The 26,139-nt window shown below is 61.9% G+C and carries 19 protein-coding genes; 9 read left to right on the top strand and 10 right to left on the bottom strand.

What is annotated here, in order from left to right; translation table 11 throughout:
- Window positions 1–5 precede the first annotated feature (5 nt).
- The 6 genes from KSS96_RS15995 to KSS96_RS15970 form a co-directional block, all read right to left on the bottom strand.
- Window positions 6–1,109 carry an ABC transporter ATP-binding protein gene (locus tag KSS96_RS15995; RefSeq protein ID WP_068936589.1) on the bottom strand — a complete coding sequence of 368 codons (1,104 nt, stop codon included), beginning with the start codon at window positions 1,107–1,109 and terminating at the stop codon, window positions 6–8.
- Between the two features lie 23 nt (window positions 1,110–1,132).
- Window positions 1,133–1,963, bottom strand: a complete 831-nt coding sequence (locus KSS96_RS15990; protein ID WP_017528486.1) for a carbohydrate ABC transporter permease — start codon at window positions 1,961–1,963, stop codon at window positions 1,133–1,135.
- A gap of 10 nt (window positions 1,964–1,973) precedes the next feature.
- Window positions 1,974–2,864 (bottom strand): carbohydrate ABC transporter permease, encoded by an 891-nt coding sequence (locus tag KSS96_RS15985; protein ID WP_065878930.1) that lies wholly within the window; start codon window positions 2,862–2,864, stop codon window positions 1,974–1,976.
- Window positions 2,865–2,958: 94 nt separating this feature from the next.
- Window positions 2,959–4,242 carry an ABC transporter substrate-binding protein gene (locus tag KSS96_RS15980; protein ID WP_370737729.1) on the bottom strand — a complete coding sequence of 428 codons (1,284 nt, stop codon included), beginning with the start codon at window positions 4,240–4,242 and terminating at the stop codon, window positions 2,959–2,961.
- Window positions 4,243–4,460: 218 nt separating this feature from the next.
- A complete protein-coding gene (locus KSS96_RS15975; RefSeq protein WP_017528483.1) occupies window positions 4,461–5,366 on the bottom strand; it encodes an AraC family transcriptional regulator in 906 nt (301 codons plus the stop codon).
- A 72-nt stretch (window positions 5,367–5,438) separates the two neighbouring features.
- Window positions 5,439–6,728, bottom strand: coding sequence for a glycosyltransferase (locus KSS96_RS15970; RefSeq protein WP_065878932.1), 1,290 nt, complete (start codon window positions 6,726–6,728; stop codon window positions 5,439–5,441).
- 159 nt (window positions 6,729–6,887) lie between these two features.
- Here KSS96_RS15970 and tpx point away from each other — a divergent pair, with 159 nt between their 5' ends.
- The 7 genes from tpx to KSS96_RS15935 all read left to right on the top strand — a co-directional run bounded on the left by tpx (window position 6,888) and on the right by KSS96_RS15935 (window position 19,683).
- Window positions 6,888–7,388, top strand: coding sequence for a thiol peroxidase (gene tpx / locus KSS96_RS15965; protein ID WP_065878933.1), 501 nt, complete (start codon window positions 6,888–6,890; stop codon window positions 7,386–7,388).
- Window positions 7,389–7,620: 232 nt separating this feature from the next.
- The gene (locus KSS96_RS15960; RefSeq protein ID WP_065878934.1) at window positions 7,621–8,919 is read left to right on the top strand and encodes an MdtA/MuxA family multidrug efflux RND transporter periplasmic adaptor subunit; all 1,299 of its coding nucleotides are present in this window, start codon (window positions 7,621–7,623) and stop codon (window positions 8,917–8,919) included.
- On the top strand, window positions 8,916–12,017 hold the full coding sequence (locus KSS96_RS15955; protein WP_017528479.1) for an MdtB/MuxB family multidrug efflux RND transporter permease subunit: 3,102 nt from the start codon (window positions 8,916–8,918) through the stop codon (window positions 12,015–12,017). Before KSS96_RS15960 ends, KSS96_RS15955 begins: the two co-directional genes overlap by 4 nt.
- A complete protein-coding gene (locus tag KSS96_RS15950; protein ID WP_017528478.1) occupies window positions 12,014–15,121 on the top strand; it encodes an efflux RND transporter permease subunit in 3,108 nt (1,035 codons plus the stop codon). Before KSS96_RS15955 ends, KSS96_RS15950 begins: the two co-directional genes overlap by 4 nt.
- Complete coding sequence (locus tag KSS96_RS15945; protein WP_017528477.1) at window positions 15,118–16,590, top strand: efflux transporter outer membrane subunit; 1,473 nt, start codon at window positions 15,118–15,120, stop codon at window positions 16,588–16,590. Before KSS96_RS15950 ends, KSS96_RS15945 begins: the two co-directional genes overlap by 4 nt.
- 193 nt (window positions 16,591–16,783) lie before the next feature.
- On the top strand, window positions 16,784–18,880 hold the full coding sequence (locus KSS96_RS15940) for a putative bifunctional diguanylate cyclase/phosphodiesterase (protein ID WP_017528476.1): 2,097 nt from the start codon (window positions 16,784–16,786) through the stop codon (window positions 18,878–18,880).
- Between the two features lie 56 nt (window positions 18,881–18,936).
- Complete coding sequence (locus tag KSS96_RS15935; RefSeq protein WP_017528475.1) at window positions 18,937–19,683, top strand: SDR family oxidoreductase; 747 nt, start codon at window positions 18,937–18,939, stop codon at window positions 19,681–19,683.
- Between the two features lie 60 nt (window positions 19,684–19,743).
- On the opposite strand, the gene mapR is transcribed toward KSS96_RS15935, so the two are convergent.
- The 3 genes from mapR to KSS96_RS15920 form a co-directional block, all read right to left on the bottom strand.
- Complete coding sequence (gene mapR / locus KSS96_RS15930; protein ID WP_017528474.1) at window positions 19,744–21,153, bottom strand: GntR family transcriptional regulator MpaR; 1,410 nt, start codon at window positions 21,151–21,153, stop codon at window positions 19,744–19,746.
- Window positions 21,154–21,310: 157 nt separating this feature from the next.
- The gene (gene ccoG / locus KSS96_RS15925) at window positions 21,311–22,720 is read right to left on the bottom strand and encodes a cytochrome c oxidase accessory protein CcoG (RefSeq protein ID WP_217855076.1); all 1,410 of its coding nucleotides are present in this window, start codon (window positions 22,718–22,720) and stop codon (window positions 21,311–21,313) included.
- Between the two features lie 184 nt (window positions 22,721–22,904).
- Window positions 22,905–23,144 carry a DUF3203 family protein gene (locus KSS96_RS15920; protein WP_017528473.1) on the bottom strand — a complete coding sequence of 80 codons (240 nt, stop codon included), beginning with the start codon at window positions 23,142–23,144 and terminating at the stop codon, window positions 22,905–22,907.
- A 121-nt stretch (window positions 23,145–23,265) separates the two neighbouring features.
- Here KSS96_RS15920 and KSS96_RS15915 point away from each other — a divergent pair, with 121 nt between their 5' ends.
- Complete coding sequence (locus tag KSS96_RS15915) at window positions 23,266–23,760, top strand: MgtC/SapB family protein (protein WP_017528472.1); 495 nt, start codon at window positions 23,266–23,268, stop codon at window positions 23,758–23,760.
- Here the strand turns inward: KSS96_RS15915 and KSS96_RS15910 are convergent.
- Entirely contained in the window at window positions 23,738–23,914 is a 177-nt protein-coding gene (locus KSS96_RS15910; protein ID WP_178084527.1) for a hypothetical protein, read from the bottom strand. The two genes, KSS96_RS15915 and KSS96_RS15910, sit on opposite strands and share 23 nt — an antisense overlap.
- A gap of 203 nt (window positions 23,915–24,117) precedes the next feature.
- Between KSS96_RS15910 and KSS96_RS15905 the strand changes: the two genes are divergently transcribed.
- Complete coding sequence (locus KSS96_RS15905; RefSeq protein WP_217855074.1) at window positions 24,118–26,106, top strand: alpha-1,4-glucan--maltose-1-phosphate maltosyltransferase; 1,989 nt, start codon at window positions 24,118–24,120, stop codon at window positions 26,104–26,106.
- Window positions 26,107–26,139 lie beyond the last annotated feature (33 nt).

Raw genomic sequence — 26,139 nt, 5'->3', positions numbered from 1 at the left:
CGAAATCAGGCGGCAGCGCGCAGTGGGCGGGCTACGGCCACGCCGTCGGTGTCGAACAGATGGCAGTGCGCCGGGTCCAGGTGCAGATGCAGCGTTTCGCCGTATTGGCTGGCCATGTCGCCACGGATACGCAGGGTCAACGGCTCGCCGTTGCGGGTGGTGACGTGGCAGAAGGTGTCGCTGCCCAGGCGTTCGCCGACGTCGGCGGTCACGGTCAGGGTGGTCTGGCCGGGCGTGGCGATTTCCAGGTGTTCCGGGCGAATGCCCAGGGTCACGGCGCTGCCCGCGCTCAAGGTCGGGCCACTGAGCGGCAGGTTGATCAAGGTACCGGCGTCCAGTTGCACGTCGCAGCTCTGTGACTCGACCCGTGTGACCTTGCCCTTGAGGAAACCCATTTTTGGCGTGCCGAGGAAGCCCGCGACAAACAGGTTGGCCGGCTGATGGTACAGCTCCAGTGGTGAGCCGACCTGTTCGATGCGGCCGCTGTTGAGCACCACGACTTTGTCGGCCAGGGTCATGGCTTCGACCTGGTCATGGGTGACGTAGATCATGGTCGCCTGCAGTTCCTTGTGCAGGCGCGCCAGTTCCAGGCGCATCTGCACGCGCAGGGCGGCGTCGAGGTTGGACAGTGGTTCGTCGAACAGGAAGATCTTCGGGTTGCGCACAATCGCCCGGCCGATCGCCACGCGCTGGCGCTGGCCGCCGGAGAGTTGCTTGGGCTTGCGCTCCAGCAACGGGCCCAGCTCCAGGATGCGCGCGGCTTCGCTGACTTTGCTGTCCACCAGCTTTTTATCGACCCCGGCCAGGTCCAGGGCAAACGACATGTTCTTGCGCACGCTCATGTGCGGGTACAGCGCGTAGGTCTGGAACACCATCGCCAGGTCGCGCTTGGCTGGGGTGACTTCGGTGATGTCGCGGCCATCGAGTTCGATCGTGCCGTCGCTGACTTCCTCCAGGCCGGCGATCAGGCGCAGCAGGGTGGATTTGCCGCAGCCCGACGGGCCGACAAACACCACGAACTCTTTGTCGTTCACCTCCAGGTCGATGCCCTTGATGATCGAGAAACCTTCGAAGCCTTTTTGCAGATTCTTGATTTTCAGGTTGGCCATGATGGGCCCTCCGCTAGGAATTTTTATTTAACGGCGCCGAAGGACAACCCGCGCACCAACTGTTTCTGGCTGATCCAGCCAAAGATCAGGATCGGCGCGCAGGCCAGGGTCGAGACGGCGGACAATTTGGCCCAGAACAAGCCTTCGGGGCTGGAGTAAGAGGCGATCAGCGCGGTGAGCGGCGCGGCGGCGGACGAGGTCAGGTTCAACGACCAGAACGCCTCGTTCCAGCACAGGATCAGCGACAGCAACACCGTGGAGGCCAGGCCGCCCTTGGCGATCGGCAGCAGCACGCGGACCATTTCCTGCCACAGGGTGGCGCCGTCCAGGCGCGCGGCTTCGAGGATGTCCTTGGGGATGTCCTTGAAGTAGGTGTAAACCATCCAGACCACGATCGGCAGGTTGATCAGCGTGTAGATGATGATCAGCGCAATGCGCGTATCCAGCAGGCCAAAGCTCTTGGCCAGCAGGTAGATCGGCATCAGCACGCCCACCGGCGGCAGCATCTTGGTGGACAGCATCCACAGCAGCGTGCCCTTGGTGCGCTGGGTTTCGTAGAACGCCATGGAGTAGGCGGCCGGCACCGAGATCAGCAGGCACAGCGCGGTGGCGCTGAACGAAATCAGCACCGAGTTCCACGCATAGGCAAAGTAGTTGCTGCGTTCGTTGATGTGCAGGTAGTTCTCCAGCGTCGGCGTGAAGATGAACTGCGGCGGCGTGGCGAACGCATCGATTTCGGTCTTGAAGCTGGTCAGCACCATCCAGAAGATCGGGAAGAAGATCAGGATCGCGATGGCCCAGGCCAGTGTGCCGAGCAACAGGCTCTGCAGGCGGCGGGATTGTTGAAGCGTCATGGCGCGGCCCTCAAGGCTTGTCAGTCAGGTTTTTGCCGATCATCCGCACCAGGATGATCGCCGCGATATTGGCGATGACCACGGCAATCAAGCCGCCGGCCGAGGCCATGCCCACGTCGAACTGCACCAGTGCCTGGTTGTAGATCAGGTAGGCGAGGTTGGTCGAGGCGTAGCCGGGGCCACCGTTGGTGGTGGTGAAGATTTCGGCGAACACCGAGAGCAAAAAGATCGTTTCGATCATCACCACCACGGCAATCGGGCGGGCCAGGTGGGGCAGGGTCAGGTGCCAGAAAATCGCGATGGCGCCGGCACCGTCCAGGCGCGCGGCTTCCTTTTGTTCCTGGTCCAGGGACTGCATGGCGGTCATCAGCAACAGGATCGCGAAGGGCAGCCACTGCCATGACACGATGATGATGATCGACAGCAACGGGTAGTGCGCCAGCCAGTCCACCGGCTCGGCGCCGAACAGCTTCCACACGGCGGCGAGAATCCCCGACACCGGGTGGAAGATCAGGTTCTTCCAGATCAGCGCGCCCACGGTGGGCATGATGAAGAACGGTGAAATCAACAACACCCGCACGATGCCGCGACCCAAAAACTCACTGGCCTCCAGCAGGGCACTGATCAACACGCCGAACACCACGCTGATCAGCAGCACGCTGCCCACCAGCAACAGGGTATTGGTGGCGCCGGGCAGGAAGCCCGAGTCGGTGATGAAATAGGTGAAGTTCTCCAGCCCCACGAATTGGTTTTCGCCGGGGTAGAGCAGGTTGTAGCGGATAAGCGAAAAGTACAGGGTCATGCCCAGCGGCACGATCATCCAGACCAGCAGCATGGCGACCGAGGGCGTGACAAGGAACCAGCCGGGGTTGGCCAGGCGGTTTTTGCGGGGCTTATTCATGATAATCAAGGCCAGTGCGGAGCAAGGATCGGAGTGGGGTCAATGTGGGAGGGGGGCAAGCCCCCTCCCACATTGAACTGCGGTGAGGCCCCGGTTATTTGGGGTAACCGGCCCGCTTCATTTCCCGCTCGGTGGTGGTCTGCGCCGCCGTCAATGCCGCATCGACCGTCTGCTGGCCGGTTAGCGCACCGGAGAAGAACTTGCCGACCTGGGTGCCGATCGCCTGGAATTCAGGAATGGTCACCAGCTGGATACCGATATACGGCACTGGCTCAAGCGTCGGTTTGGTCGGGTCGGCGACTTTCAGCGATTCCAGGGTCACCTTGGCGAACGGCGCGGCTTTCATGTAGTCGTCGCTGTAGGTCGAGGTGCGGGTGCCCGGCGGTACGTTGGCGATGCCGTCGGTCTTGGCGACCAGGGCGCCGTATTCCTTGGAAGTCGCCCAGGTGGTGAACACCTTGGCGGCGTCCTTGGCCTTGGAGCTGGTCGGGATCGCCAGGCTCCAGGAGTACAGCCATGAGGTGCCCTTGTCGGTTTTCTCGTGCGGTGCAAACGTAAAGCCGACGTGGTCCGCTACCTTGCTTTGGGTCTTGTCGGTGACGAAGGAGCCCGCCACGCTGGCATCCACCCAGATCGCGCATTTGCCGCTGTTGAACAGCGCCAGGTTTTCGTTGAAACCGTTGCTGGAAGCACCCGGCGGGCCGGATTTTTTCATGTTGTCGACGTAGAAGTTCAGCGCATCCTTCCACTCAGGGCCGTTGAATTGCGGCTGCCATTTCTCATCGAACCAGCGCGCTCCGTAGCCGTTGGCCAGGGTAGTGATCAGCGCCATGTTCTCGCCCCAACCGGCTTTGCCACGCAGGCACAGGCCGTATTGCTCTTTGGACTTGTCGGTGAGTTTGCCGGCGAATTCGCCGATCTGGCTCCAGGTCGGGTGCTCGGGCATGCTCAGCCCGGCGTTTTTGAACAGGTCGGTGCGGTAGTAAGTGATCGAGCTTTCGGCGTAGAACGGGAGGGCATACAGCGAACCCTTGACCGACAAACCATCACGTACCGAAGGGAACACATCATCGAGGTCGTAGGACGCCGGCAGGTCCTTCATTGGCTCCAGCCAGCCCTTGGCACCCCAGAGTGCGGCTTCGTACATGCCGATGGTCAACACATCGAACTGCCCGCCCTGGGTGGCGATGTCGGTGGTCAGGCGCTGGCGCAGCACGTTTTCTTCGAGCACCACCCAATTCAACTTGATCTCCGGGTGCTCGGCCTCGAAGGTTTTCGAGAGCTTTTGCATGCGGATCATGTCGCTGTTGTTGACGGTGGCAATGGTCAGTGTTTGCGCGCCAAAGCTGACGGCGCTGAGGGTCATGCAGGTAGTCATGCAGGTGGAGACAAGCAGTGCTTTTGCTGTGAACTTCATCGCGCACTCCATTTCCGCGCCCAGGGGGCTACAGAAGGACAGTTATTGTTGTTGTGTCTTCCTACAGAGAGTCAGGAAGAGTGTGCGTTGATTACAGCCTTCTACAGACCGGGTGACAAATCCTTGGGAACACTTGGACTGATACTTTTTTGCACTCGGTCACTGGGGCGCTGGAAGCGTTAAGCCAGGTTCTGCTCAGTGAGCCGCTGTACCGCCAGGCGTCGGTAGTGCGAAGGCGTCATGCCTTTGAGCTGCTGGAAGCGTCGGTTGAAGTTGGAGATGTTATTGAAGCCCGACTCAAAGCACACGTCCGTCACGGCCTTATCGCCATCGGCGAGCAACTCGCAGGACTTGCTGATGCGCAGCCGATTGACGAACTCGATAAACGTGCGCCCGGTGGCCTGTTTGAACACCCGCGAAAAGTACGTCGGCTTCATGCCCAGGTGCTCGGCCACTTCTTCCAGCGAAAGCTCCCGCGCATAGTGGGCAAAAATGTAATCGACCGCGCGGTTGGTGCGGTCGATGCTGTGTTCATCGGCCAGTTGCGGCGTCGTCACGCCGGACAACAGTTGGTAATCCTCGCAGGCACTGAGCACCTCCAGCAGGATAAAAAAGTGCCCCAGGCGCGCCATGCCTTGGGCGTCCTCGATGCGTTGCATCAAGGTCATGGCCTGGGCGATGGTTTTTTTACAGCGAAATTCGATGCCGTATGGCGCGCGTTCAAGCAACGGCGCCAGGCTTTTGAGTTCGGTGAAGATCTGGCTGCCACCTTCGAGCAGTTCCTCGGTGAAGTTCACCAACATGTCGCGCTTGGGCACCACTTCGTCCTCCTCCACCTGGCTGATCCAGTTATGGGGCAGGTTGGGGCCGGTGAGAAACAGGCTTTCGGGGTAGAAGTTGCCGATGTAGTCGCCGATGAACACCTTGCCGGAACTGGCGACGATCAGGTGCAGTTCGTATTCCTTGTGGAAATGCCAGCGCACCAGGGGGCAGGGGAAGCCGTGCTGGCGATAGATGATGGACAGACCGTTGTGATCGTCCATCAGCTCGTAGGAAGGGTCGGTGATTCGCGTTGCTCGGGTCATGCTGCCGTCGCTTTATTGTTGGTTGCGCCCCGAATAATGCCCCCTTGCGGGCGGCCCTGCCAGCCTCGGTGTTCAGAGGGTGCGGTTTTTGGCTTCGATCCACTGTGACATGTACTGGGTACTTTTATGGGCATGGTGGCGCAGCATGCTGCCGGTGAAGTTGGTACGTCGATGGGCGGCAAGGTTGCGCCAGCAGTGCTCCAGGCACGCCAGCAGGGCCGGGCCGTGGGCCGACTGGTCGTAGCGTCGGGCAAGCAAGTGGCGCCCGTGTTCCTGGGCCTGGTTCCAGCGTTCGCGATCCTGGTACAAGGCCACCGCAGCCGCCGCCAGGGCAGGGGCACTCTGTTCGATTGCGCCCGGCCATGGCTGTGCATCGCCCATGGCTTCGGCGCCAATCGGTGTGGTGATGTTGGGCGTGCCACACAGCATCGCGTCCGCCAGCTTGCCCTTGATGCCGGCACCAAAGCGCAGGGGTGCGAGGCAGATACGGGCGGCCGTCATCACCTGCAGCGCGTCTTCGGCCCAATTCATCACGTGAAAACCCTGGGCCGGGTTGTGTAGGGCGGTGGCTTTGGGTGGGGTGTAGGCGCCATAGACATGCAACTGCGCGCCCGGCAGTTGCTGGCGAATCAGCGGCCACAGGCTGCTTTTCATCCATAGCACCGCATCCCAGTTGGGCGCATGGCGGAAATTACCGATACTGAGAAAGTGCGCGCGGTCTTCATAAGGCGCGAACGCCGTGGTCGGCGGCACCATCATCAAAGGGCACCAGTGGAGCAGGGCGGCCGGCACCTTGAACTGCTCAGTGAGCAGGCGGATTTCCACGTCGGAGATCATCAGGCTGATGTCGCAGCGGTAAATCGCGGCGATTTCGCGCTTGGCCAGGTCGGTCTCGGCCATCAACTGGAACTCTTGCTCCAGGGCGGGCGCGAACAGCGTGCCGAAGTCGTCGCTGCCCGGGTGTGCCTTGACGTGGTCCTTGAGGCGTTGATGGCGTGCGTCGCGCAGGCTTTGCAGGTCGCTGGTTTCCAGCACGCGCAGGGCATCGGGGCAGTGCTTTTCCACGCGCCAGCCGAATTGCTCTTCCATCATGAAACGGTCGAACAACACAATATCCGGGGCGAGTTCACGGATAAAATCGTCGAAACTGCTGTTATTGAGTTCGATGGCGCATTCGGCGATACCCAGGCTGAGCAGGTCAGCCTTGTGCTCGCCGAGTGCGGCGGGGCTGCTGAAGGTAATGTCCCAGCCTTGCGTGAGAAAGGTCTCAAGGATTTGTATCATATGCCCGCCCGCCGCCGAGGAACGGGGTTCCGGCCAGACGTAACCAATGACCAGGACTTTGGTGGCGCGCGGCTTCATCAACAATGGCTTCCTTTAAGGAGAGGCGAAAAGCGCGCAATTAAACCACAACCGGCCGGCATGACAATTTGCGTCCGGCGGTAGGTAGCTCCCTTGGTTTGTGGTTAACTTCCGCCTCTCGAATTCGTTTAACCAAAACCCAGCATAAGGATTCCGTTCATGGCTCAAGTCACTCTTAAAGGCAACCCTGTCCAGGTTGAAGGCCAATTGCCGAAAGTCGGCGACAAAGCTGCAGACTTCACCCTGACCGCCGGCGATCTGTCCAACGCCACCCTGGCCACTTTCGCCGGCAAGCGCAAAGTGCTGAACATCTTCCCAAGCGTCGACACCCCAACCTGCGCGACTTCGGTGCGCAAGTTCAACGCCCAGGCCAACGATGTGGAAAACACCGTGGTGCTGTGCATCTCCACCGACCTGCCATTCGCTCAGGCGCGTTTCTGCGGCTCCGAAGGCCTGGAAAACGTGAAGAACCTGTCGGACTTCCGTGATTCGGATTTCGCCGTTGATTACGGTGTGGCGATCGCCGACGGCGCGCTCAAAGGCCTGACTGCTCGTGCCGTTGTAGTGCTGGACGAAAACGACAACGTGCTGCACAGCGAGTTGGTCAAGGAAATCGCCGAAGAGCCGAACTACGCAGCGGCCCTGGCTGTTCTGAAGTAACTGTTTCGGCGCATTACTGTCGTTTTGCAGTAACACGCGTGATACATGATTGCGGCCTGGCCTAGTCCAGGCCGTTTTCATTTACAGCTCAAATGCTTAGCGAAATAGCCGGTGGACTAAGCCGCCGCGGTTAAAAGTTGTAAGCCCAAGGTAAATAGCCGGTAAAGGCGCTTTTCTTAATGCGCTCCAGTGCTTATCTTTCAGCCTCCCCAAGTAGAAGCTTTCGCGCCCAATGGTTGATCACTCCATGCAATCCTCCCCCCGCAACTCCCGTCGCTGGCTGTTCGGCCTGCTTGTGCTGCTGGTTATCGCCGGCCTGTGCTGGAAATTCTGGCCAAGCGGCGCGGCCCACAAAGACGCACCGGCCGGCCATGCCAGCAAGACCGGCATGGCGCGCCCAGGGTTTGGCGGCTCGACCGGCCCGGTGCCCGTGCGCGTAGCCCCTGCGGTACTCGGCGAGTTTGCGGTGTACTACAAGGCGTTGGGGACGGTCACTGCACTGAACACCATCAATGTGCGCAGCCGGGTGGGCGGCGAGCTGGTGAAGATCGCCTTTGAAGAAGGGCAGATGGTCAAGGCCGGCGACCTGTTGGCGGAGATCGACCCGCGCAGCTACCAGAACGCCTTGCTCCAGGCCCAGGGCACCTTGTTGCAGAACCAGGCCCAGCTGAAAAACGCCCAGGTCGACGTCGAGCGCTATCGTGGCCTCTACGCCCAGGACAGCATCGCCAAGCAAACCCTGGACACCGCCGAAGCACTGGTTTTGCAATACCAGGGCACGGTCAAGACCAACCAGGGCGCCGTGGACGACGCCAAGCTCAACCTTGAATTCACCAGGATCCGCGCGCCCATCAGCGGCCGCGTAGGCCTGCGTCAGGTCGACGTGGGCAACCTGGTGGCGGCCAACGACACCACCTTCCTTGCCGTTATCACCCAGACCCAACCCATCAGCGTGGCCTTTACCCTGCCGGAAAACACCCTGGACACCGTGCTTGCCCGTTATCGGGCCGGCAACAAGTTGCCCGTCGAAGCCTGGGACCGTGGCGACGTGAAGAAACAGGCGGTTGGCGTATTGCAAAGCCTCGACAACCAGATCGACGTCACCACCGGCACCCTGAAATTCAAGGCGCGCTTCGATAACAAGGATCAGGCGCTGTTCCCCAACCAGTTCGTCAACGTGCATCTGCTGGCCGACACCCTGCACAACGTGGTGCTGGTGCCGTCCGCCGCGATCCAGTTCGGCAACGCCGGCACCTTTGTCTACAAACTCGACGGTGACAAGAAGGTCAAGGTCCAGCCCCTGGTCGTCGGCGACACCGATGGCGACAACACCGTGATCAAGGAAGGCCTGGTCGCCGGCGACCGCGTCGTACTCGAAGGTACCGACCGCCTCAAAGACGGCAGTGAAATCGAAGTGGTCAACGACAGCAGCGAAGTCCCGACTACCCCGACCGAACACTTGCAAGGCAAGCCCGCCGCTAAAGGGGAGACCGGCGCCAGCGCCGGCAAGGCGCAAAAGGTCGGTTCATGAACCTGTCGCGGCTGTTTATTCTTCGTCCGGTCGCCACCACGCTGAGCATGCTGGCCATCGTGCTGGCCGGGATCATCGCGTACCGCCTGTTGCCGGTGTCGGCCTTGCCCCAGGTGGATTACCCGACCATCCGGGTGATGACCCTGTACCCCGGCGCCAGCCCCGACGTAATGACCAGCGCGGTCACCGCACCTCTTGAGCGCCAGTTCGGGCAAATGCCCGGCCTCACCCAGATGGCGTCCACCAGCTCCGGCGGGGCGTCGGTGTTGACCCTGCGGTTCAACCTCGACATCAACATGGATGTCGCCGAGCAACAGGTGCAGGCCGCGATCAACGCCGCCACCAACCTGTTGCCCAAGGATTTGCCGGCGCCGCCGGTGTACAACAAGGTCAACCCCGCGGATACCCCGGTGCTGACCCTGGCCATCACCTCCAAGACCATGCTGCTGCCCAAGCTCAATGACTTGGTGGACACGCGCATGGCGCAAAAAATTGCCCAGATCAGCGGGGTCGGCATGGTCAGCATCGCCGGTGGCCAGCGCCAGGCCGTGCGTATCAAGGTCAACCCCGAGGCCCTGGCGGCCAACGGCTTGAACCTGTCGGATGTGCGCACCCTGATCGCCGCCTCCAACGTCAACCAGCCCAAGGGCAACTTCGACGGCCCCACCCGGGTGTCGATGCTCGATGCCAACGACCAGTTGGTCTCGCCCCAGCAATATGCCGAACTGATCCTCGCCTACAACAACGGCGCGCCTTTGCGCCTCAAGGATGTCGCGCAAATCGTCGACGGCGCCGAAAACGAACGCCTTGCCGCCTGGGCCAACGAAAACCAGGCCGTGCTGCTCAATATCCAGCGCCAGCCGGGCGCCAACGTGATCGAGGTGGTGGACCGCATCAAGGCGCTGCTGCCGAGCATCACCGACAACCTGCCGGCCGGCCTCGATGTCACCGTGCTGACCGACCGTACCCAGACCATCCGCGCCTCGGTGAAAGACGTGCAGCACGAATTGCTGATCGCCATTGCCCTGGTGGTGATGGTCACTTTCCTGTTCCTGCGCCGGGTCAGCGCCACGATCATTCCGTCGATTGCCGTGCCGCTGTCGCTGGTGGGCACCTTTGGCGTGATGTACCTGGCCGGGTTTTCCATCAACAACCTGACGTTGATGGCCTTGACCATCGCCACCGGCTTCGTGGTGGACGATGCCATCGTGATGCTGGAGAACATCTCCCGCTATATCGAAGAAGGCGAGACGCCGCTGGCCGCTGCCCTCAAGGGCGCCAAGCAGATCGGCTTTACCCTGGTTTCCCTGACCCTGTCGCTGATCGCGGTATTGATCCCGCTGCTGTTCATGGCTGATGTGGTGGGGCGTCTGTTCCGCGAGTTCGCCATCACCCTGGCGGTGGCGATCCTGATTTCCCTGGTGGTATCCCTGACGCTGACGCCGATGATGTGCGCGCGGTTGCTCAAGCGTGAACCCAAGGAAGAACAACAAAGCCGCTTTTACAAGGCCAGCGGCGCCTGGATCGACTGGATGATCGAAGCCTATGGGCGCAAGTTGCAGTGGGTGCTCAAGCATCAGCCGCTGACCCTGCTGGTGGCCATCGCCACCCTGGGCCTTACGGTGGTGTTGTACCTGGTGGTGCCCAAGGGGTTTTTCCCGGTGCAGGACACCGGGGTGATCCAGGGCATTTCCGAAGCGCCGCAGTCGATTTCGTTTGCCGCCATGAGCCAGCGCCAGCAGGAACTGGCCACAATCATCCTGGCCGACCCGGCGGTGGAGAGCCTGTCGTCCTACATCGGCGTGGACGGCGACAACGCCACCCTCAACAGTGGCCGCTTGCTGATCAACCTCAAGCCCCACGGCCAGCGCGACTTGAGCGCGGCCCAGGTGATTACCCGCTTGCAGCCGCAAATCGACAGGCTGGTGGGTATCCGCCTGTTCATGCAGCCGGTGCAGGACCTGACCATCGAAGACCGCGTGAGCCGCACCCAGTACCAGTTCAGCATGTCGTCACCGGACGCCGAGCTGCTGGCGCTGTGGAGCGAAAAACTGGTGCACACCCTGAGCCAGGTGCCGGAGCTTACCGACGTCGCCAGCGACTTGCAGGACAAGGGCCTGCAGGTGTACCTGGTGATCGACCGCGATGCGGCCTCGCGCCTGGGCGTCAGCGTGTCGACCATCACCGATGCGCTGTACGACGCGTTCGGCCAGCGCCAGATCTCGACGATCTACACCCAGGCCAGCCAATACCGCGTGGTGTTGCAGGCCCAGTCCGGCGAAACCCTTGGGCCCCAGGCCCTGAACCAGATCCATGTGAAAACCACCGATGGCGGCCAGGTGCGCCTGTCGAGTCTGGCCCGTGTCGAGCAACGCCAGGCGCAGTTGGCCGTCGCGCATATCGGCCAGTTCCCGGCGGTGATGATGTCGTTCAACCTGGCCCCCGGCGTGGCGCTGGGCAAAGGCGTGGAACTGATCAACCAGGCGCAGAAAGACATCGGCATGCCGCTGGGCGTGCAGACCCAGTTCCAGGGCGCGGCCCAAGCGTTCGAAGCCTCGCTGTCGAGTACCTTGCTGTTGATCCTGGCGGCGGTGGTCACCATGTATATCGTGCTGGGTGTGCTGTACGAGAGCTATATCCACCCGATCACCATTCTGTCGACATTGCCGTCGGCGGCGGTGGGCGCCCTGCTGGCGTTGCTGCTCAGCGGCAATGACCTGGGCATGATCGCGATCATCGGCATCATCCTGCTGATCGGCATCGTGAAAAAGAACGCGATCATGATGATCGACTTCGCCCTGGACGCCGAACGCAACCAGGGCCTCGACCCGCAGACCGCGATCTACCAGGCGGCGTTGCTGCGTTTCCGGCCGATCCTCATGACCACCCTGGCGGCCTTGTTCGGCGCGGTGCCGTTGATGCTGGCCACCGGCTCCGGCGCGGAATTGCGTCAGCCCCTGGGCCTGGTAATGGTCGGTGGCCTGCTGGTGAGCCAGGTGTTGACCCTGTTCACCACCCCGGTGATCTACCTGTACTTCGATCGCCTTGGCCGCCGCTGGCGCAAAGAGCCGCAACGCCTGGAGCCGCTTGAGTCATGAACCTGTCCGGACCTTTCATTCGCCGGCCGGTCGCCACGCTGCTGTTGAGTCTGGCGATCATGTTGCTGGGCGGGGTCAGCTTCAACCTGCTGCCGGTGTCGCCATTGCCGCAGATCGACTTCCCGGTGATCGTGGTCTCGGCGAATTTACCGGGAGCGAGCCCTGAGGTAATGGCCTCGACGGTGGCCACGCCGCTGGAGCGTTCCTTCGGCTCGATTGCCGGCATCACCACCATGAGCAGTTCGTCGAGCCAGGGCTCCACCCGAGTGATCCTGGCGTTCGACGCCGACCGTGATATCAACGGCGCGGCGCGGGAAGTACAAGCGGCCATCAACGCTTCGCGCAGCCTGTTGCCCAGCGGCATGCGCAGCATGCCCACCTACAAGAAGATCAACCCGTCCCAGGCGCCGATCATGGTGCTGTCGCTGACCTCGGACGTGTTGCCAAAGGGCCAGCTCTACGACCTGGCCTCCACCATCCTTTCGCAAAGCCTGTCCCAGGTGCCTGGTGTCGGCGAGGTGCAGATCGGCGGCAGCTCGCTGCCGGCGGTGCGTATCGAGCTGCAACCCAAGGCCCTCGACCAGTACGGCGTGGCCCTGGACGATGTGCGCAACACCATCGCCAATGCCAACCAGCGCCGGCCCAAGGGCTCGCTGGAAGACGGCGAGCGCAACTGGCAGATTCAGGCCAACGACCAGCTGGAAAAAGCCAAGGACTACGAGCCGTTGCTGATTCGCTACCAGAATGGCGCGGCCCTGCGCCTGTCGGATGTGGCGAAGATCAGCGATGGTGTCGAAGACCGCTACAACAGCGGTTTTTTCAACAACGATTCGGCGGTCCTGTTGGTGATCAACCGCCAGTCCGGCGCCAACATCATCGAGACCGTCCGGCAGATCAAGGCCCAGCTGCCGGCGTTGCAGGCGGTGTTGCCGTCCAGCGTCAAGCTGAGCCTGGCCATGGACCGTTCGCCCGTGATCACCGCGACCTTGCATGAAGCCGAGATGACGCTGTTGATCGCGGTAGGGTTGGTGGTCCTGGTGGTCTACCTGTTCCTCGGCAACTTTCGCGCCTCGTTGATTCCCACCCTGGCGGTGCCAGTGTCACTGGTGGGCACGTTTGCCGTGATGTACCTGTACGGGTTTTCGTTGAACAACTTCTCGCTGATGGCGCTGATCCTGGCCACCGGCCTGGTGGTGGATGATGCCATTGTGGTGCTGGAGAACATTTCCCGGCACATCGACGAGGGCGTGCCGCCGATGAAGGCCGCGTACCTGGGGGCGCAGGAAGTCGGCTTCACCTTGTTGTCGATGAACGTGTCGCTGGTGGCGGTGTTCCTGTCCATCCTGTTCATGGGCGGCATCGTCACCAGCCTGTTCCGCGAATTTTCCATCACCTTGTCGGCCGCGATCATTGTGTCGTTGATCGTCTCGCTGACCTTGACCCCGATGCTCTGCGCCCGTTGGCTCAAGCCCCATGTCAAAGGGCGCATGACCGGTTTGCAGCGCTGGAGCCAGAAGATCAACGACCGCATGGTCGCGGGCTACGCCACCAGCCTGGACTGGGTACTGCGCCATAAGCGCCTGACCTTGCTCAGCCTGTTGCTGACCATCGGCATGAACGTGGCGTTGTACGTGGTGGTGCCCAAGACCTTTATGCCCCAGCAGGACACCGGCCAGTTGATCGGCTTTGTGCGCGGTGACGATGGCCTGTCGTTCAGCGTGATGCAGCCGAAGATGGAGACGTTTCGCAAGGCTGTGCTCAAGGACCCCGCGGTGCTCAGCGTGGCCGGTTTTATCGGCGGCAACAACGGCACCAACAATGCGGTGATGCTGGTACGCCTCAAACCCATCAGTGAACGCAAGGTCTCGGCCCAGGCGGTGATCGAGCGGCTGCGCAAGGACGTGCCACTGGTGCCGGGCGGGCGCCTGTTCCTGATGGCCGACCAGGACCTGCAATTTGGTGGCGGCCGAGACCAGACCAGCGCGCAATATTCCTACATCCTGCAAAGCGGTGACTTGGCCGCGCTGCGCCTGTGGTACCCCAAGGTGGTGGCTGCCCTGCGCGAGCTGCCGGAACTCACCGCCATCGACGCCCGCGAAGGTCACGGTGCGGCCCAGGTGACCTTGATTGTCGACCGCGACCAGGCCAAGCGCCTGGGCATCGACATGGACATGGTCACGGCGGTGCTCAACAACGCCTACAGCCAGCGGCAGATTTCGACGATCTACGACAGCCTCAATCAGTACCAAGTGGTGATGGAGGTCAACCCCAGGTACGCCCAGGACCCGATCACCCTCAACCAGATGCAGGTCATCACCGCCGATGGCGCGCGGGTGCCGTTGTCGACCATTGCCCACTATGAGAACAGCCTGGCCGATGACCGGGTCAGCCATGAAGGCCAGTTCGCCTCGGAAAACATCGCCTTCGACATGGCGCCGGGCGTAACCGTAGAGCAGGGCACCGCCGCCATCGAGCGGGCAATTGCCAAGGTCGGCTTGCCCGAAGACGTGATCGCCAAGATGGCCGGCACCGCCGATGCCTTCGCCGCCACGCAGAAAGGCCAGCCGTTCATGATCCTCGGCGCGCTGGTGGCGGTGTATCTGGTGTTGGGCATTCTGTATGAGAGCTACATTCACCCGCTGACGATCCTTTCGACCCTGCCTTCGGCCGGTGTCGGCGCCATGCTTGCCATCTACCTGACCGGCGGCGAGTTCAGCCTGATCTCCCTGCTGGGCCTGTTCCTGTTGATCGGCGTGGTAAAGAAGAACGCGATCCTGATGATCGACCTGGCCTTGCAACTGGAACGCAATGACGGCCTCGGCCCCTTGGAGTCGATTCGCAGCGCGTGCCTGCTGCGGTTGCGACCGATCCTGATGACCACCTTGGCGGCCATCCTCGGCGCCTTGCCCTTGCTGCTCGGCGCTGGCGACGGCGCGGAAATGCGTCGCCCCCTCGGCCTGACTATCATTGGTGGCCTGGTGTTCAGCCAGGTCCTGACGCTTTACACCACCCCGGTGGTTTACCTTTATCTCGACCGCGCGCGCCATCGCTTCAACGCCTGGCGCGGTGTGCGTACCGACGCTGCCCTGGACACTGCGCTATGACCGATTCAACCTTTGCTCGATTGGCCATGTCTCGTGGTTCTCGCATGGCGAGCCTGCTGTTCTGCGGCGTGTTACTCAGCGCCTGCGCTGTCGGCCCCGACTACAAGCGCCCCGACGTTGTCGAACCGGCGCAATTCAAGGAGGCCCAGGGGTGGCGCCAGGCCACGCCGAGTGATTCCCTGGCCCGTGGCGCCTGGTGGGAGTTGTACGGTGACCGTCAGCTCAATGACCTGGTGGTGCGCCTGAACAACGCCAACCAAACCGTGGCCCAGGCCGAAGCGCGTTTTCGCCAGGCCCAGGCATTGGTGCGCAGCTCGCGCGGGGCGTTCTACCCCACCGTCGACCTGAGCGCCGGAAAAACCCGCGCCAGCCAGGGCACCGGCAGCAGCAGCGCCAGCTTGAGCAGTTCCAGCAGCGGCATCCGTGACACCCTCAACGCGCAGTTGGGTGTGAGCTGGGAGGCCGATATCTGGGGTAAATTGCGCCGCGGCCTGGAAGCCAACGAGGCCAGCGCCGAAGCCAGCTCGGCGGACCTCGCGGCCATGCGCCTGAGCCAGCAGTCGGAGCTGGTGCAAAGCTACCTGCAATTGCGGGTGATGGACGAGCAGACCCGTCTGTTGCAAGCCACGCTGGACACTTATCAGCGCTCCCTGCAAATGACCGAAAACCAGTACCGTGCCGGTGTCTCCGGCAAGGACGCGGTAGCCCAGGCGCAAACCCAGCTCAAGACCACCCAGGCCAGCCTGATCGACCTGATCTGGCAGCGCGCCCAACTCGAAAACGCCATCGCCGTGCTGATCGGCGAGGCGCCGGCCAACTTCAACCTGGCCGTCAGCAAGGACATTCCGGCGTTGCCGCAGATCCCGGTGAGCCTGCCGTCGCAACTGCTGGAGCGCCGCCCGGACATCGCCTCGGCCGAGCGCTCGGTGATCGCCGCCAACGCCAATATCGGCGTGGCCAAGGCTGCGTATTACCCGGACCTGAGCCTGAGTCTGGCCGGGGGTTATTCCAGCAGCACCTATGCCGATTGGATCAGCCTGCCGAATCGGTTCTGGTCGGTAGGGCCGAAACTGGCGATGACCCTGTTCGACGGCGGCCAGCGGTCGGCGGAGGTCGACCGCACCGTTGCCAGCTATGACGAGACAGTGGCCAAGTATCGCCAGACCGTGCTGGATGGCTTTCGCGAAGTGGAAAACTACATGGTGCAGCTCAAGGTGCTGGAAGACGAGGCGGTGGTCAGCAACCAAGCGCTGGAAGCGGCGCGTGAATCGCTGCGCTTGACCCAGAACCAGTACAAGGCCGGGTTGATCGCCTACCTGGATGTGGTGACCGTGCAGGCGACCGCGCTGAGTAATGAACGCACCGTATTGACCTTGCTGCAGTCGCGGTTGGTGGCCAGCGTGCAACTGATCGCCGCATTGGGCGGCGGCTGGGACGGGCAAACCCAGGTCAGCGCCAAAGAAGATTAGCGGGGGCGGACAGCGACTCCCTTGACCCTGTCCAGCCGCCTGCACGCGGCTTTTGAAGCCAGCGGATTGACGTCAAAGACACCGGTGATGGCCCTCTGATAATTAATCAACTGTCGAAGAATTATTCTCGCTACAATCCGCGGCTTTTCCACTTGGCACGGGTGTTTTCAAGCCCGTTGCCCGCGAGAATCCCATGCTTATCGGCAGCTATTCAACCTCCCTCGTCGTGATCTCCCTGTTCGTCGCGATCCTGGCGTCCTATACCGCGCTGGACCTCGCCGGGCGCATCGCGACCGCCACGGGCCGTGCCGTTTACCTGTGGATGGCCGGCGGCGCGTTGGCGATGGGGGTTGGCGTGTGGTCCATGCATTTCATCGGCATGTTGGCGCTGCGCCTGCCGTTTGCCCTGGGCTTTGACATGGGGATAACCGCGCTGTCGTTGTTGATCGCGGTGATTTCCTGCGGCTTTGCACTCTGGCTGGTCAGCCAGCCACGCTTGCCGGCCTGGCAGTTGGCACTTGGCGCCTTGATCATGGGCACCGGCATCGCCAGCATGCACTACACCGGCATGGCCGCGATGCGCATGACGCCGGGCATCGACTACGACCCCACCTTGTTTGGCGCCTCGTTGCTAATCGCGGTGGTGGCGTCGGGTGCCGCGTTGTTGATCGCGTTCAACCTGCGCCGCAACACGCCCTATGTGCGCCTGGCGCGCGGCGGGGCGGCGGTGGTGATGGGGTTTGCCATCGTCGGCATGCATTACACCGGTATGGCGGCGGCACGCTTTGCCGATGAAAGCTATTGCGCCGCCGCGCTGGATGGCTTGACCGGCAAGGGCCTGGATAACCTGGTGCTGGTGACGACCCTGGCGGTGCTCGCCATTGCCTTGTTGACATCGCTGCTCGACGCACGCCTGGAGGCCCGCACCGCAGTGCTCGCCGACTCCCTGAGCCAAGCCAACCAGGAACTGACCCACTTGGCGCTGCACGACATGCTCACCGGCCTGCCCAACCGCACCTTGCTCGCCGACCGAATTCAACAGGCCATACAGGCGGTCAAGGAGCAGGGCGGTTGCTTTGCGCTGATGTTCATCGACCTGGACGGCTTCAAACCGGTCAACGATGCCTTTGGTCACCATTTGGGCGACCAGTTGCTGCGCGAAGTCGGCCTGCGCCTGCGCGAAGACCTGCGCAGCCACGACACACTGGCCCGTATCGGCGGTGATGAGTTTGTGCTGCTGGTGCAACTCACGCAGCCGGACGATGCCCTGGGTCTTGCCGAGCGTCAGGTGGTGTTGATCAACCGGGTGTTCCAGGTGGCTGAGCATGAGTTGAAAATCTCCGCGAGCGTCGGCATCGCGATGTTCCCGGGCAACGGTAATAGCCCGCAGGAACTGCTGATGAACGCCGACGCCGCGATGTACCACGCCAAGGGCATGGGCAAAAACGGCTACAGCTTCTTCGATGTCTCGATGAACACTAACGCGCGCAAGCAATTGCAGTTGTTGCAGGACCTGCGCACGGCGGTTGAGCAGCAACAGTTTCGCCTGTACTACCAACCCAAGTTCGACGCAGTCAGCGGTCTCCCGGTGGGGGCCGAAGCGTTGCTGCGTTGGGAGCACCCGCTGCAAGGCCTGTTGTTGCCAGCGGTATTTATCGAGCTGGCGGAAAAGACCGGTTTGATCATTCCCATCGGTGAATGGGTGCTCAATGAAGCCTGTCGCCAAATGAGCCTGTGGTACGCCCAGGGCTATGAAAACTGGCGCATCGCCGTGAACTTGTCGGCGCTGCAGTTTTGTCACGCCGAGCTGGTCAACAGCGTGGCCACGGCCTTGGGTCGCCACCGGTTACCGGCCAACAACCTGACGCTGGAGATCACCGAGACCACCGCCATGAGCGATGCCGATGCAAGCATGATGGTGTTGCAACAGCTCTCGGACATGGGCGTCGACCTGTCCATCGATGATTTCGGCACCGGTTATTCCAGCCTGATGTACCTCAAGCGCCTGCCGGCCAATGAACTGAAGATCGACCGTGGTTTTGTGCGTGACCTGGAGCACGACAGCGACGACGCGGCAATCGTCTCTGCCATCGTCGCCCTCGGCCAGGCCCTTGGGCTACGCATTGTTGCCGAGGGGGTGGAAACCGATATGCAGCAGCGTTTCCTTACGCGCCTGGGGTGTAACTCGCTGCAAGGTTACCTGTTGGGCCACCCGTTGCCGGCCGAAGGCTTCATGGCGGATATTCGGCGCGCCGAAGCGACGCAGGAGCCTGACAAACGCGATACATGACGGGTATTCTTGGATCCGATCCTATACACACCAGGTTGAATCAGGAGATCGCACGCATGGACAAAGTCGTCATCATCACCGGGGGCAGTCGGGGGATTGGCGCCGAGACGGCGTTACTGGCCGCTCGCCAAGGCTATCGCATCTGTATCAACTTCCAATCGGACGAAGACGCCGCCCATCGTGTGCTCGAACAGGTTCGTGCGCTTGGCGCCCAGGCGATTGCCGTGCGCGCCGATGTGAGCATCGAGGATGAAGTGATTGCGTTGTTCCATCGTGTCGACGCCGAATTGGGCCGCGTCACGGCACTGGTCAACAATGCCGGCACCGTGGGCCACAAATCGCGGGTCGATGAGATGTCTGAATTCCGCATCCTTAAAATCATGAAGACCAACGTGCTGGGGCCGATCCTGTGTGCCAAGCACGCGGTACTGCGCATGTCGCCCAGGCATGGCGGGCAGGGCGGTAGCATTGTCAACGTGTCTTCGGTGGCGGCGCGCCTCGGTTCGCCGGGTGAATACGTCGACTATGCGGCCTCCAAGGGCGCACTCGATACCTTCACCATTGGTTTGGCCAAGGAAGTCGCGGGCGAGGGCATTCGCGTGAATGCGGTGCGCCCCGGCTATATCTTTACCGACTTCCATGCCCTGAGCGGTGACCCCGACCGCGTCAGCAAACTGGAGTCCGGTATCCCCATGGCCCGTGGCGGGCGACCGGATGAAGTGGCGGAGGCGATTATCTGGTTGTTGTCGGACAAGGCTTCTTATGCCACCGGTACTTTTCTGGACCTGGGCGGCGGCCGTTGAGTCGATAGCCAACGCTGTGCAAGGGCATGCCGCCTGGCTTTTGCCCTGCACCGGTGGCCATTAGAACGAACGCACAATCCGTCCCAGCGTCTCCATCGCCTTCTCCGACGCCTCGGTCCATGGGCTGCCATAGTTCAAACGAATGCAATTGCGAAAGCGCCGGGTCGCCGAAAAGATCGGGCCCGGCGCAATGCTGATGCCTTGGGCCAGGGCCATCTGGAATAACTTCAGCGAGTCGGTCTGTTCCGGCAATTCCAACCATAGGAAATAGCCGCCGGCCGGTTGGCTGACGCGGGTCTGCGCCGGGAAGTACCGGGCGATGGCGGCGAGCATGGCGCTTTGTTGTTCTTCCAGGGCATAGCGCAGTTTGCGCAAGTGCCGGTCATAGCCGCCATGTTGCAGGTAGTCGGCGATCGCGGCCTGGGCCGGCATCGAGGGGCATAACGAGGTCATCAACTTCAGGCGCTCGACCTTTTGCGCGTAACGCCCGGCCGCCACCCAGCCGACGCGATAACCCGGCGCGAGGCTCTTGGCAAACGAGCCGCAGTGCATCACCAGGCCCTCGGTATCAAAGGCCTTGGCCGGCTTGGGTGCCTGTTGCCCGTAATACAGCTCGGCGTACACATCGTCCTCGATCAGCGGTACCTGATGGCTGCGCAGCAGTTCCACCAATGCCTGTTTCTTGGCTTCCGGCAAGGTGGCGCCCATGGGGTTCTGGAAACTGGTCATGGTCCAGCAGGCCTTGATCGGGTAGCGTTCCAGGGTTTGTGCCAAGGCGTTAAGGTCGATGCCGTCGCGCGGGTGCACGGGGATCTCCACCGCCTTGAGCTTCAAGCGTTCCAGTACTTGCAGGCAGGCGTAGAACGCCGGGGCTTCGATGGCCACCAGGTCGCCGGGTTCGGTGACGGCTTGCAGGCACAGGTTCAGCGCTTCCAGGGCACCGTTGGTGATCAGCAGTTCTTCCATCGGCAGCATCAGGCCACCGACCATATAGCGCAGGGCAATTTGCCGACGCAGCTGCGGGTTGCCGGGCGACATGTCGGTGACCACCAGCCGTGGGTCCATTTCACGGCTCGCGCTGGCCAGGGAGCGGGCCAGGCGTGGCAGCGGGAACAGCATAGGGCTGGGAAACGCCGAGCCGAACGGCACGGTGTTGGGGTCTTTGATCGAGTCGAGTACCGAGAACACCAACTCGCTCACATCCACCTCGGTGGACTCATGCACCTGCTCGCTCACCACCGGCTCGGAAAACGGGCTTGGCGCATGGGTGTTGACGAAGTAGCCGGAACGCGGCCGCGCACGGATCAGGCCTCGGCGCTCCAGCAGGTAATACGCCTGGAACACCGTGGACGGGCTGACGCCGTAGGTCTGGCTGGCATAACGCACCGACGGCACGCGCTGGCCGGGCCCGAGGACGCCGGAGCGGATCAGTTCTGCGATGTCGTCGGCGAATTTTTCGTAGCGTTTCATGAGTGGCCTTGAACAGATTTTTCAGTCGGTACACAGGGTAAAGTGTGGGAGTGGGCTTGCTCCCGATAGGGTGTAACCGTCAGCAGAATCGGTGCTGACCCACCGCTATCGGGAGCAAGCCCCCTCCCATATGAGTCTGCCTTTCTCCAGATAAATTTCAGCGGTTCAGCGGTGCGACAAACCGGCTTTCGGCTGCCGTATGGATCCACGGTTCATCCACATCCGTCACCTTGAACCGCAGAGTCTGCGAACTGCTCGCCGGTGTATCCGCCAGCAACGCCACCGACACCGGCACATCCACAATTTCCCCCGGCGCCAGGCTGATCCGGGTGTTGCCTTGCAGTTGGAACCCCTCGGCCTCCACCAGCGCCAAGCGGTAGTCCTGGCGTTGTTGGGTCTTGTTGATGACCTTGAGGCTGTAGATGTTCTCGATCAGGCCCTGGGCGTTCTCCCGGAACAGACCCCGGTCCTTGGTCACGTCCAGCGACACCATCGGCCGCTCCACCAACGCCACGACCAGCGCGGCAATCATCACCAGCAGCACGGCACTGTAGCCGATCAGGCGCGGTCGCAGCAGTTGGGTCTTGCCCCCTTGCAACTGATGCTCGCTGGTATAGCTCACCAGGCCGCGGGCGTAGCCCATTTTGTCCATGATCGAATCACAGGCATCGATGCACGCCGCGCAACCGATGCATTCCATTTGCATGCCGTCGCGGATGTCGATGCCGGTGGGGCACACCTGTACGCACAATTGGCAGTCGATGCAATCACCCAGGCCGACCTCGGACGGCATCACTTCACGTTTGCGCGGGCCACGGCGCTCGCCTCGGGCGCTGTCGTAGGAGATGGTGAGGGTGTCTTTATCGAACATCACGCTCTGGAACCGCGCATACGGGCACATGTGCATGCACACCGCTTCACGCAGCCAGCCGGCATTGATGTAGGTGGCCGCGGTAAAAAACAGCACCCAAAACAAGCTGACGCCGCCCAACTGCCAGGTCAGCAATTCGCCCGCCAGCGGGCGAATCGGTGTGAAGTAGCCGACGAACGTCAGCCCGGTCAGCACGCTGATGCCCAGCCATAAGATGTGTTTGGCCGAGCGCCGCGCCAGCTTGTTCAGGCTCCAGGGCGCGGCGTGCAGTTTGATGCGTTGGTTGCGTTCGCCTTCGGTGACTTTCTCGCACCACATGAACAGCCAGGTGAACGAGCTTTGCGGGCAGGTGTAGCCGCACCAGACACGGCCGGCAAACACCGTGATCGCAAACAGGCCGAACGCGCAGATGATCAGCAGCGCCGACAGCAGGATGAAATCCTGGGGCCAGAACGTGGCCCCAAAAATGTGGAATTTACTCTCGGCCAAGTCCCACAGCACGGCCTGGCGTCCCCCCCAGTTCAGCCACACGGTGCCGAAAAACGCCAGGAACAGCAGGCCCGCACCCGCCACGCGCAAGGTGCGGAACAGGCCGGTGAAGCTGCGGGTATGGATCAAGTTGTCGCCGGGTTTGGCCTTCACCTTCTTTGGGTGCAGGGGCTCAAAGGTTTCCACGGTTGGGATTCGTTCGCTCATGGTCGTTCGCTCATCAGCCTCCATCAGGCCAATCAACTATGAGCGCCGGTCTGTTTGCAGAACAGACTCAGGTATGGCGATTAAAAGCGGATCAGATGCGCCGGTGGGCACCCTCTGTGACAACTTGCTGCACCCCAGGCCGCCTGCGGTACAGCAATAGTGAACATAGGCTGATACAGGTCAGCTAAATCGCCGAACCAGGCTCGGTGGCTTTCTTATGCCGGCGCCCATCGGTGGCACCGGCCACTGTCAGGGCATCGGCTTGCTGCTCAGTGATGTAAACCTTGTCACCGTTCACGTCGACATAGGACATGGCCTTGGCGATGTCCGTATTCACCGTCACCGCGGTCGCCGGCAGGCGCTGTTCCTGGCCGTCGTCGTTGACCGTGAAATAGCACGTTTGATTTTCGATACGTACGGGCATGGTGATCTCCTTTTCATGGGGTGGTGATGCTTAGGCCCCCGCCCAGGGCCGGGTGTTCCAGGCAACTGACTGGCGGTCGCGGCTGTCCATGCTTTACCAACAATGACAAAGGACGATGCTGATGGACGCTTGGTGGCATGAAGTGTGGCTGACGCTGCAGGCCGAATTTGCCGACCTTGGCGACGCCCGGCAGCTCACGCAAATCACCGTACGCTTGCTGATCGCCGCCTTGCTGGGTGGCATTCTTGGCTTTGAACGCGAGCACAAGGGCAAGGCCGCCGGCGTGCGCACCCATATGCTGGTGGCAATGGGCGCCGCATTGTTTGTGATGGTGCCGCAGATGTCGGGCAACCAGGCGGATGCCATGAGCCGAGTCGTACAGGGGGTGATTGCCGGGATCGGCTTTCTGGGCGCTGGCACCATTCTTAAAGGCAAGGAAGATGAAGAAGGTCAACACGTAAAGGGGCTGACCACTGCCGCCGGCTTATGGATGACCGCCGCCATTGGTGTGGCGGCGGGGTTGGGCCGTGAATCGACGGCGGTGCTCAGCACCTTGTTGGCGCTTGCGGTGTTCAGCGTGATGCCGATGATCGTCAAGCGGCTGGACAAGGACTGACGATCACTGGCGGCATGGTCGTCGGCGGCTCTTGCACCGGTGGCGACGGGTTTTCCGGAGGTTCTTTCTCGGGGATCGGCTCGGGTTCGGTGGGCGGCAGTGTCGGGTTATCGATATTCGGGTCAGGCGTCTCAGCCGGGATCGGGATATTCATCGGTGTGGCCTCCTTTGTGCTTTGCTCTAGCGGTGGACAACCACGGGGCAGGTTTGATTCCCGCTCAGTGGCGGCACATTCACCTGAACTTTTGACTGGCGCTCGCGCTCGGACCTATAGCGGCCCGTTCAGGGAAAACGCGGCCGGTTGAACAATTCGGATCAAGCAAAGAGCGTCCATAGGGCGTAAGGGGAAGATGCTCGATGACTGCTGAAACACAGGTTCCAGACGACGCCTTGTTACCGCTGTCCCAGGCGCTGTTGCTGCCCAGGATCGCAATCGAAAGCACCATGCCGGTGATCGACGGCGGCGAATTTGCCGTCAAGGCCGTGGTTGGCCAACGGGTCAACGTCACCAGCAAGGTGTTCGCCGACGGCCACGACAAGCTCGCCGTACTGGTCCGCTGGCGTGCGCTCAAGGACGAGAGCTGGCACAGCGTGGTGATGACTGACGTGGGTAACAATGGCTGGGAGGGCGCGTTTACCGTCACCGCCGTTGGGCCGCACGAGTATTGCATCGAAGCCTGGATCGATACCTTCGCCAGCTTTTGCTATGAACTGCGCAAAAAGCATGAGGCCGGCGTGCCGGTCAGCCTGGAGTTGCAGGAAGGCCGCAGCCTGGTATTGCAGGCCGCCGAGCGCAGTGACAATGAACTGCGCGACCGCCTGATGTTGCTGCACCATGAACTCTCCGGCCTGCTGGAAACCGAGCAGGTCGCGCTGTTCCTGCACGAAGACAGTGCACACCTGATGACCCAGGCCGACCACCGCGCTTACTTGAGTGTCAGCACCCTGTACCCGGTGGATGTGGAGCGCGAACGCGCGCAATTCGCCAGCTGGTACGAGCTGTTTCCGCGCTCGATCACCGACGATCCCGCGCGCCACGGCACCTTCAACGATGTGCATGCGCGCCTGCCGATGATCCACGACATGGGCTTTGACGTGCTGTACTTCCCGCCGATCCACCCCATCGGCCGCAGCCATCGCAAGGGCAAGAACAACGCGCTGACCGCAGGCCCCGACGATCCCGGCAGCCCTTACGCGATTGGCAGCGAGGAGGGCGGCCACGAGGCCATCCACCCGCAACTGGGCAGCCGCGAAGACTTCCGTCGACTGGTCAAAGCCGCCGCCGAGCATGGCCTGGAAATCGCCCTGGACTTCGCCATCCAGTGCTCCCAGGACCATCCATGGCTCAAGCAGCACCCGGGCTGGTTCAACTGGCGTCCGGACGGCACGATCAAATACGCGGAAAACCCACCCAAGAAGTATCAGGACATCGTCAACGTCGATTTCTACGCGGCCGATGCCATTCCGGGCTTATGGACAGAACTGCGCGACATCGTGGTGGGCTGGGTGGAAGAGGGCGTGAAGACCTTTCGCGTCGACAACCCTCACACCAAGCCGCTGCCGTTCTGGCAATGGTTGATCAGCGACGTGCGCGCCAAGCACCCGGAGGTGATCTTCCTCGCCGAGGCCTTCACCACCCCGGCGATGATGGCGCGTCTGGGCAAGGTCGGTTATTCCCAGAGCTACACCTATTTCACCTGGCGCAACACCAAGGCTGAGTTGAGCGAGTATTTCACCCAGTTGAACCAGTCGCCGTGGCGTGAGTGCTACCGCCCGAACTTCTTCGTCAATACACCGGATATCAACCCCGGCTTCCTGCACGAGTCCGGGCGCGCGGGCTTTTTGATCCGCGCCGCGCTGGCCACCCTGGGCTCGGGCCTGTGGGGCATGTATTCAGGGTTCGAATTGTGCGAAGCCGCGCCGGTACCGGGCAAAGAGGAATACCTGGACTCGGAGAAATACGAGATCCGCCCACGGGACTTCGCCGCGCCGGGCAACATCATTGCCGAAATCGCCCAGCTCAACCGCATCCGCCGGCAGAACCCGGCATTGCACACGCACCTGGGGCTCAAGCTGTACAACGCGTGGAACGACAACATCCTGTACTTCGGCAAGCGCAGCGAGGACGGCAGCAACTTCATCCTGGTGGCGGTCAACCTGGACCCGTTCAATGCCCAGGAGGCGCATTTTGAACTGCCGCTGTGGGAGATGGGCCTGCCGGACGATGCCCAGACCCAGGGCGAGGACCTGATGAACGGCCATCGCTGGACGTGGTATGGCAAGACCCAGTGGACGCGGCTGGAGCCGAAAATGCCGTTTGGGGTTTGGCGCATCACTGCTTCCTGAGTCTTGCGCACATCACATGTGGGCGGGAGCAAG

The organism is Pseudomonas asgharzadehiana, assembly GCF_019139815.1.
Taxonomy (GTDB): Bacteria; Pseudomonadota; Gammaproteobacteria; order Pseudomonadales; family Pseudomonadaceae; genus Aquipseudomonas; species Aquipseudomonas asgharzadehiana.
This window is presented reverse-complemented; position numbering and strand designations above follow the sequence as displayed.

Bases quoted from the DNA above. Each gene is read 5' to 3' on its own strand.
- KSS96_RS15970 (WP_065878932.1), bottom strand. From the start codon at position 6,728: ATGAAGCCGCGCGCCACCAAAGTCCTGGTCATTGGTTACGTCTGGCCG.
- KSS96_RS15990 (WP_017528486.1), bottom strand. From the start codon at position 1,963: ATGACGCTTCAACAATCCCGCCGCCTGCAGAGCCTGTTGCTCGGCACA.
- KSS96_RS15910 (WP_178084527.1), bottom strand. From the start codon at position 23,914: ATGAATATCCCGATCCCGGCTGAGACGCCTGACCCGAATATCGATAAC.
- KSS96_RS15950 (WP_017528478.1), top strand. From the start codon at position 12,014: ATGAACCTGTCCGGACCTTTCATTCGCCGGCCGGTCGCCACGCTGCTG.
- mapR (WP_017528474.1), bottom strand. From the start codon at position 21,153: ATGAAACGCTACGAAAAATTCGCCGACGACATCGCAGAACTGATCCGC.
- KSS96_RS15945 (WP_017528477.1), top strand. From the start codon at position 15,118: ATGACCGATTCAACCTTTGCTCGATTGGCCATGTCTCGTGGTTCTCGC.
- KSS96_RS15935 (WP_017528475.1), top strand. From the start codon at position 18,937: ATGGACAAAGTCGTCATCATCACCGGGGGCAGTCGGGGGATTGGCGCC.
- KSS96_RS15960 (WP_065878934.1), top strand. From the start codon at position 7,621: ATGGTTGATCACTCCATGCAATCCTCCCCCCGCAACTCCCGTCGCTGG.
- KSS96_RS15905 (WP_217855074.1), top strand. From the start codon at position 24,118: ATGACTGCTGAAACACAGGTTCCAGACGACGCCTTGTTACCGCTGTCC.
- KSS96_RS15985 (WP_065878930.1), bottom strand. From the start codon at position 2,864: ATGAATAAGCCCCGCAAAAACCGCCTGGCCAACCCCGGCTGGTTCCTT.
- KSS96_RS15920 (WP_017528473.1), bottom strand. From the start codon at position 23,144: ATGCCCGTACGTATCGAAAATCAAACGTGCTATTTCACGGTCAACGAC.
- KSS96_RS15915 (WP_017528472.1), top strand. From the start codon at position 23,266: ATGGACGCTTGGTGGCATGAAGTGTGGCTGACGCTGCAGGCCGAATTT.
- tpx (WP_065878933.1), top strand. From the start codon at position 6,888: ATGGCTCAAGTCACTCTTAAAGGCAACCCTGTCCAGGTTGAAGGCCAA.
- KSS96_RS15955 (WP_017528479.1), top strand. From the start codon at position 8,916: ATGAACCTGTCGCGGCTGTTTATTCTTCGTCCGGTCGCCACCACGCTG.
- KSS96_RS15995 (WP_068936589.1), bottom strand. From the start codon at position 1,109: ATGGCCAACCTGAAAATCAAGAATCTGCAAAAAGGCTTCGAAGGTTTC.
- KSS96_RS15975 (WP_017528483.1), bottom strand. From the start codon at position 5,366: ATGACCCGAGCAACGCGAATCACCGACCCTTCCTACGAGCTGATGGAC.
- KSS96_RS15940 (WP_017528476.1), top strand. From the start codon at position 16,784: ATGCTTATCGGCAGCTATTCAACCTCCCTCGTCGTGATCTCCCTGTTC.
- ccoG (WP_217855076.1), bottom strand. From the start codon at position 22,720: ATGAGCGAACGAATCCCAACCGTGGAAACCTTTGAGCCCCTGCACCCA.
- KSS96_RS15980 (WP_370737729.1), bottom strand. From the start codon at position 4,242: ATGACTACCTGCATGACCCTCAGCGCCGTCAGCTTTGGCGCGCAAACA.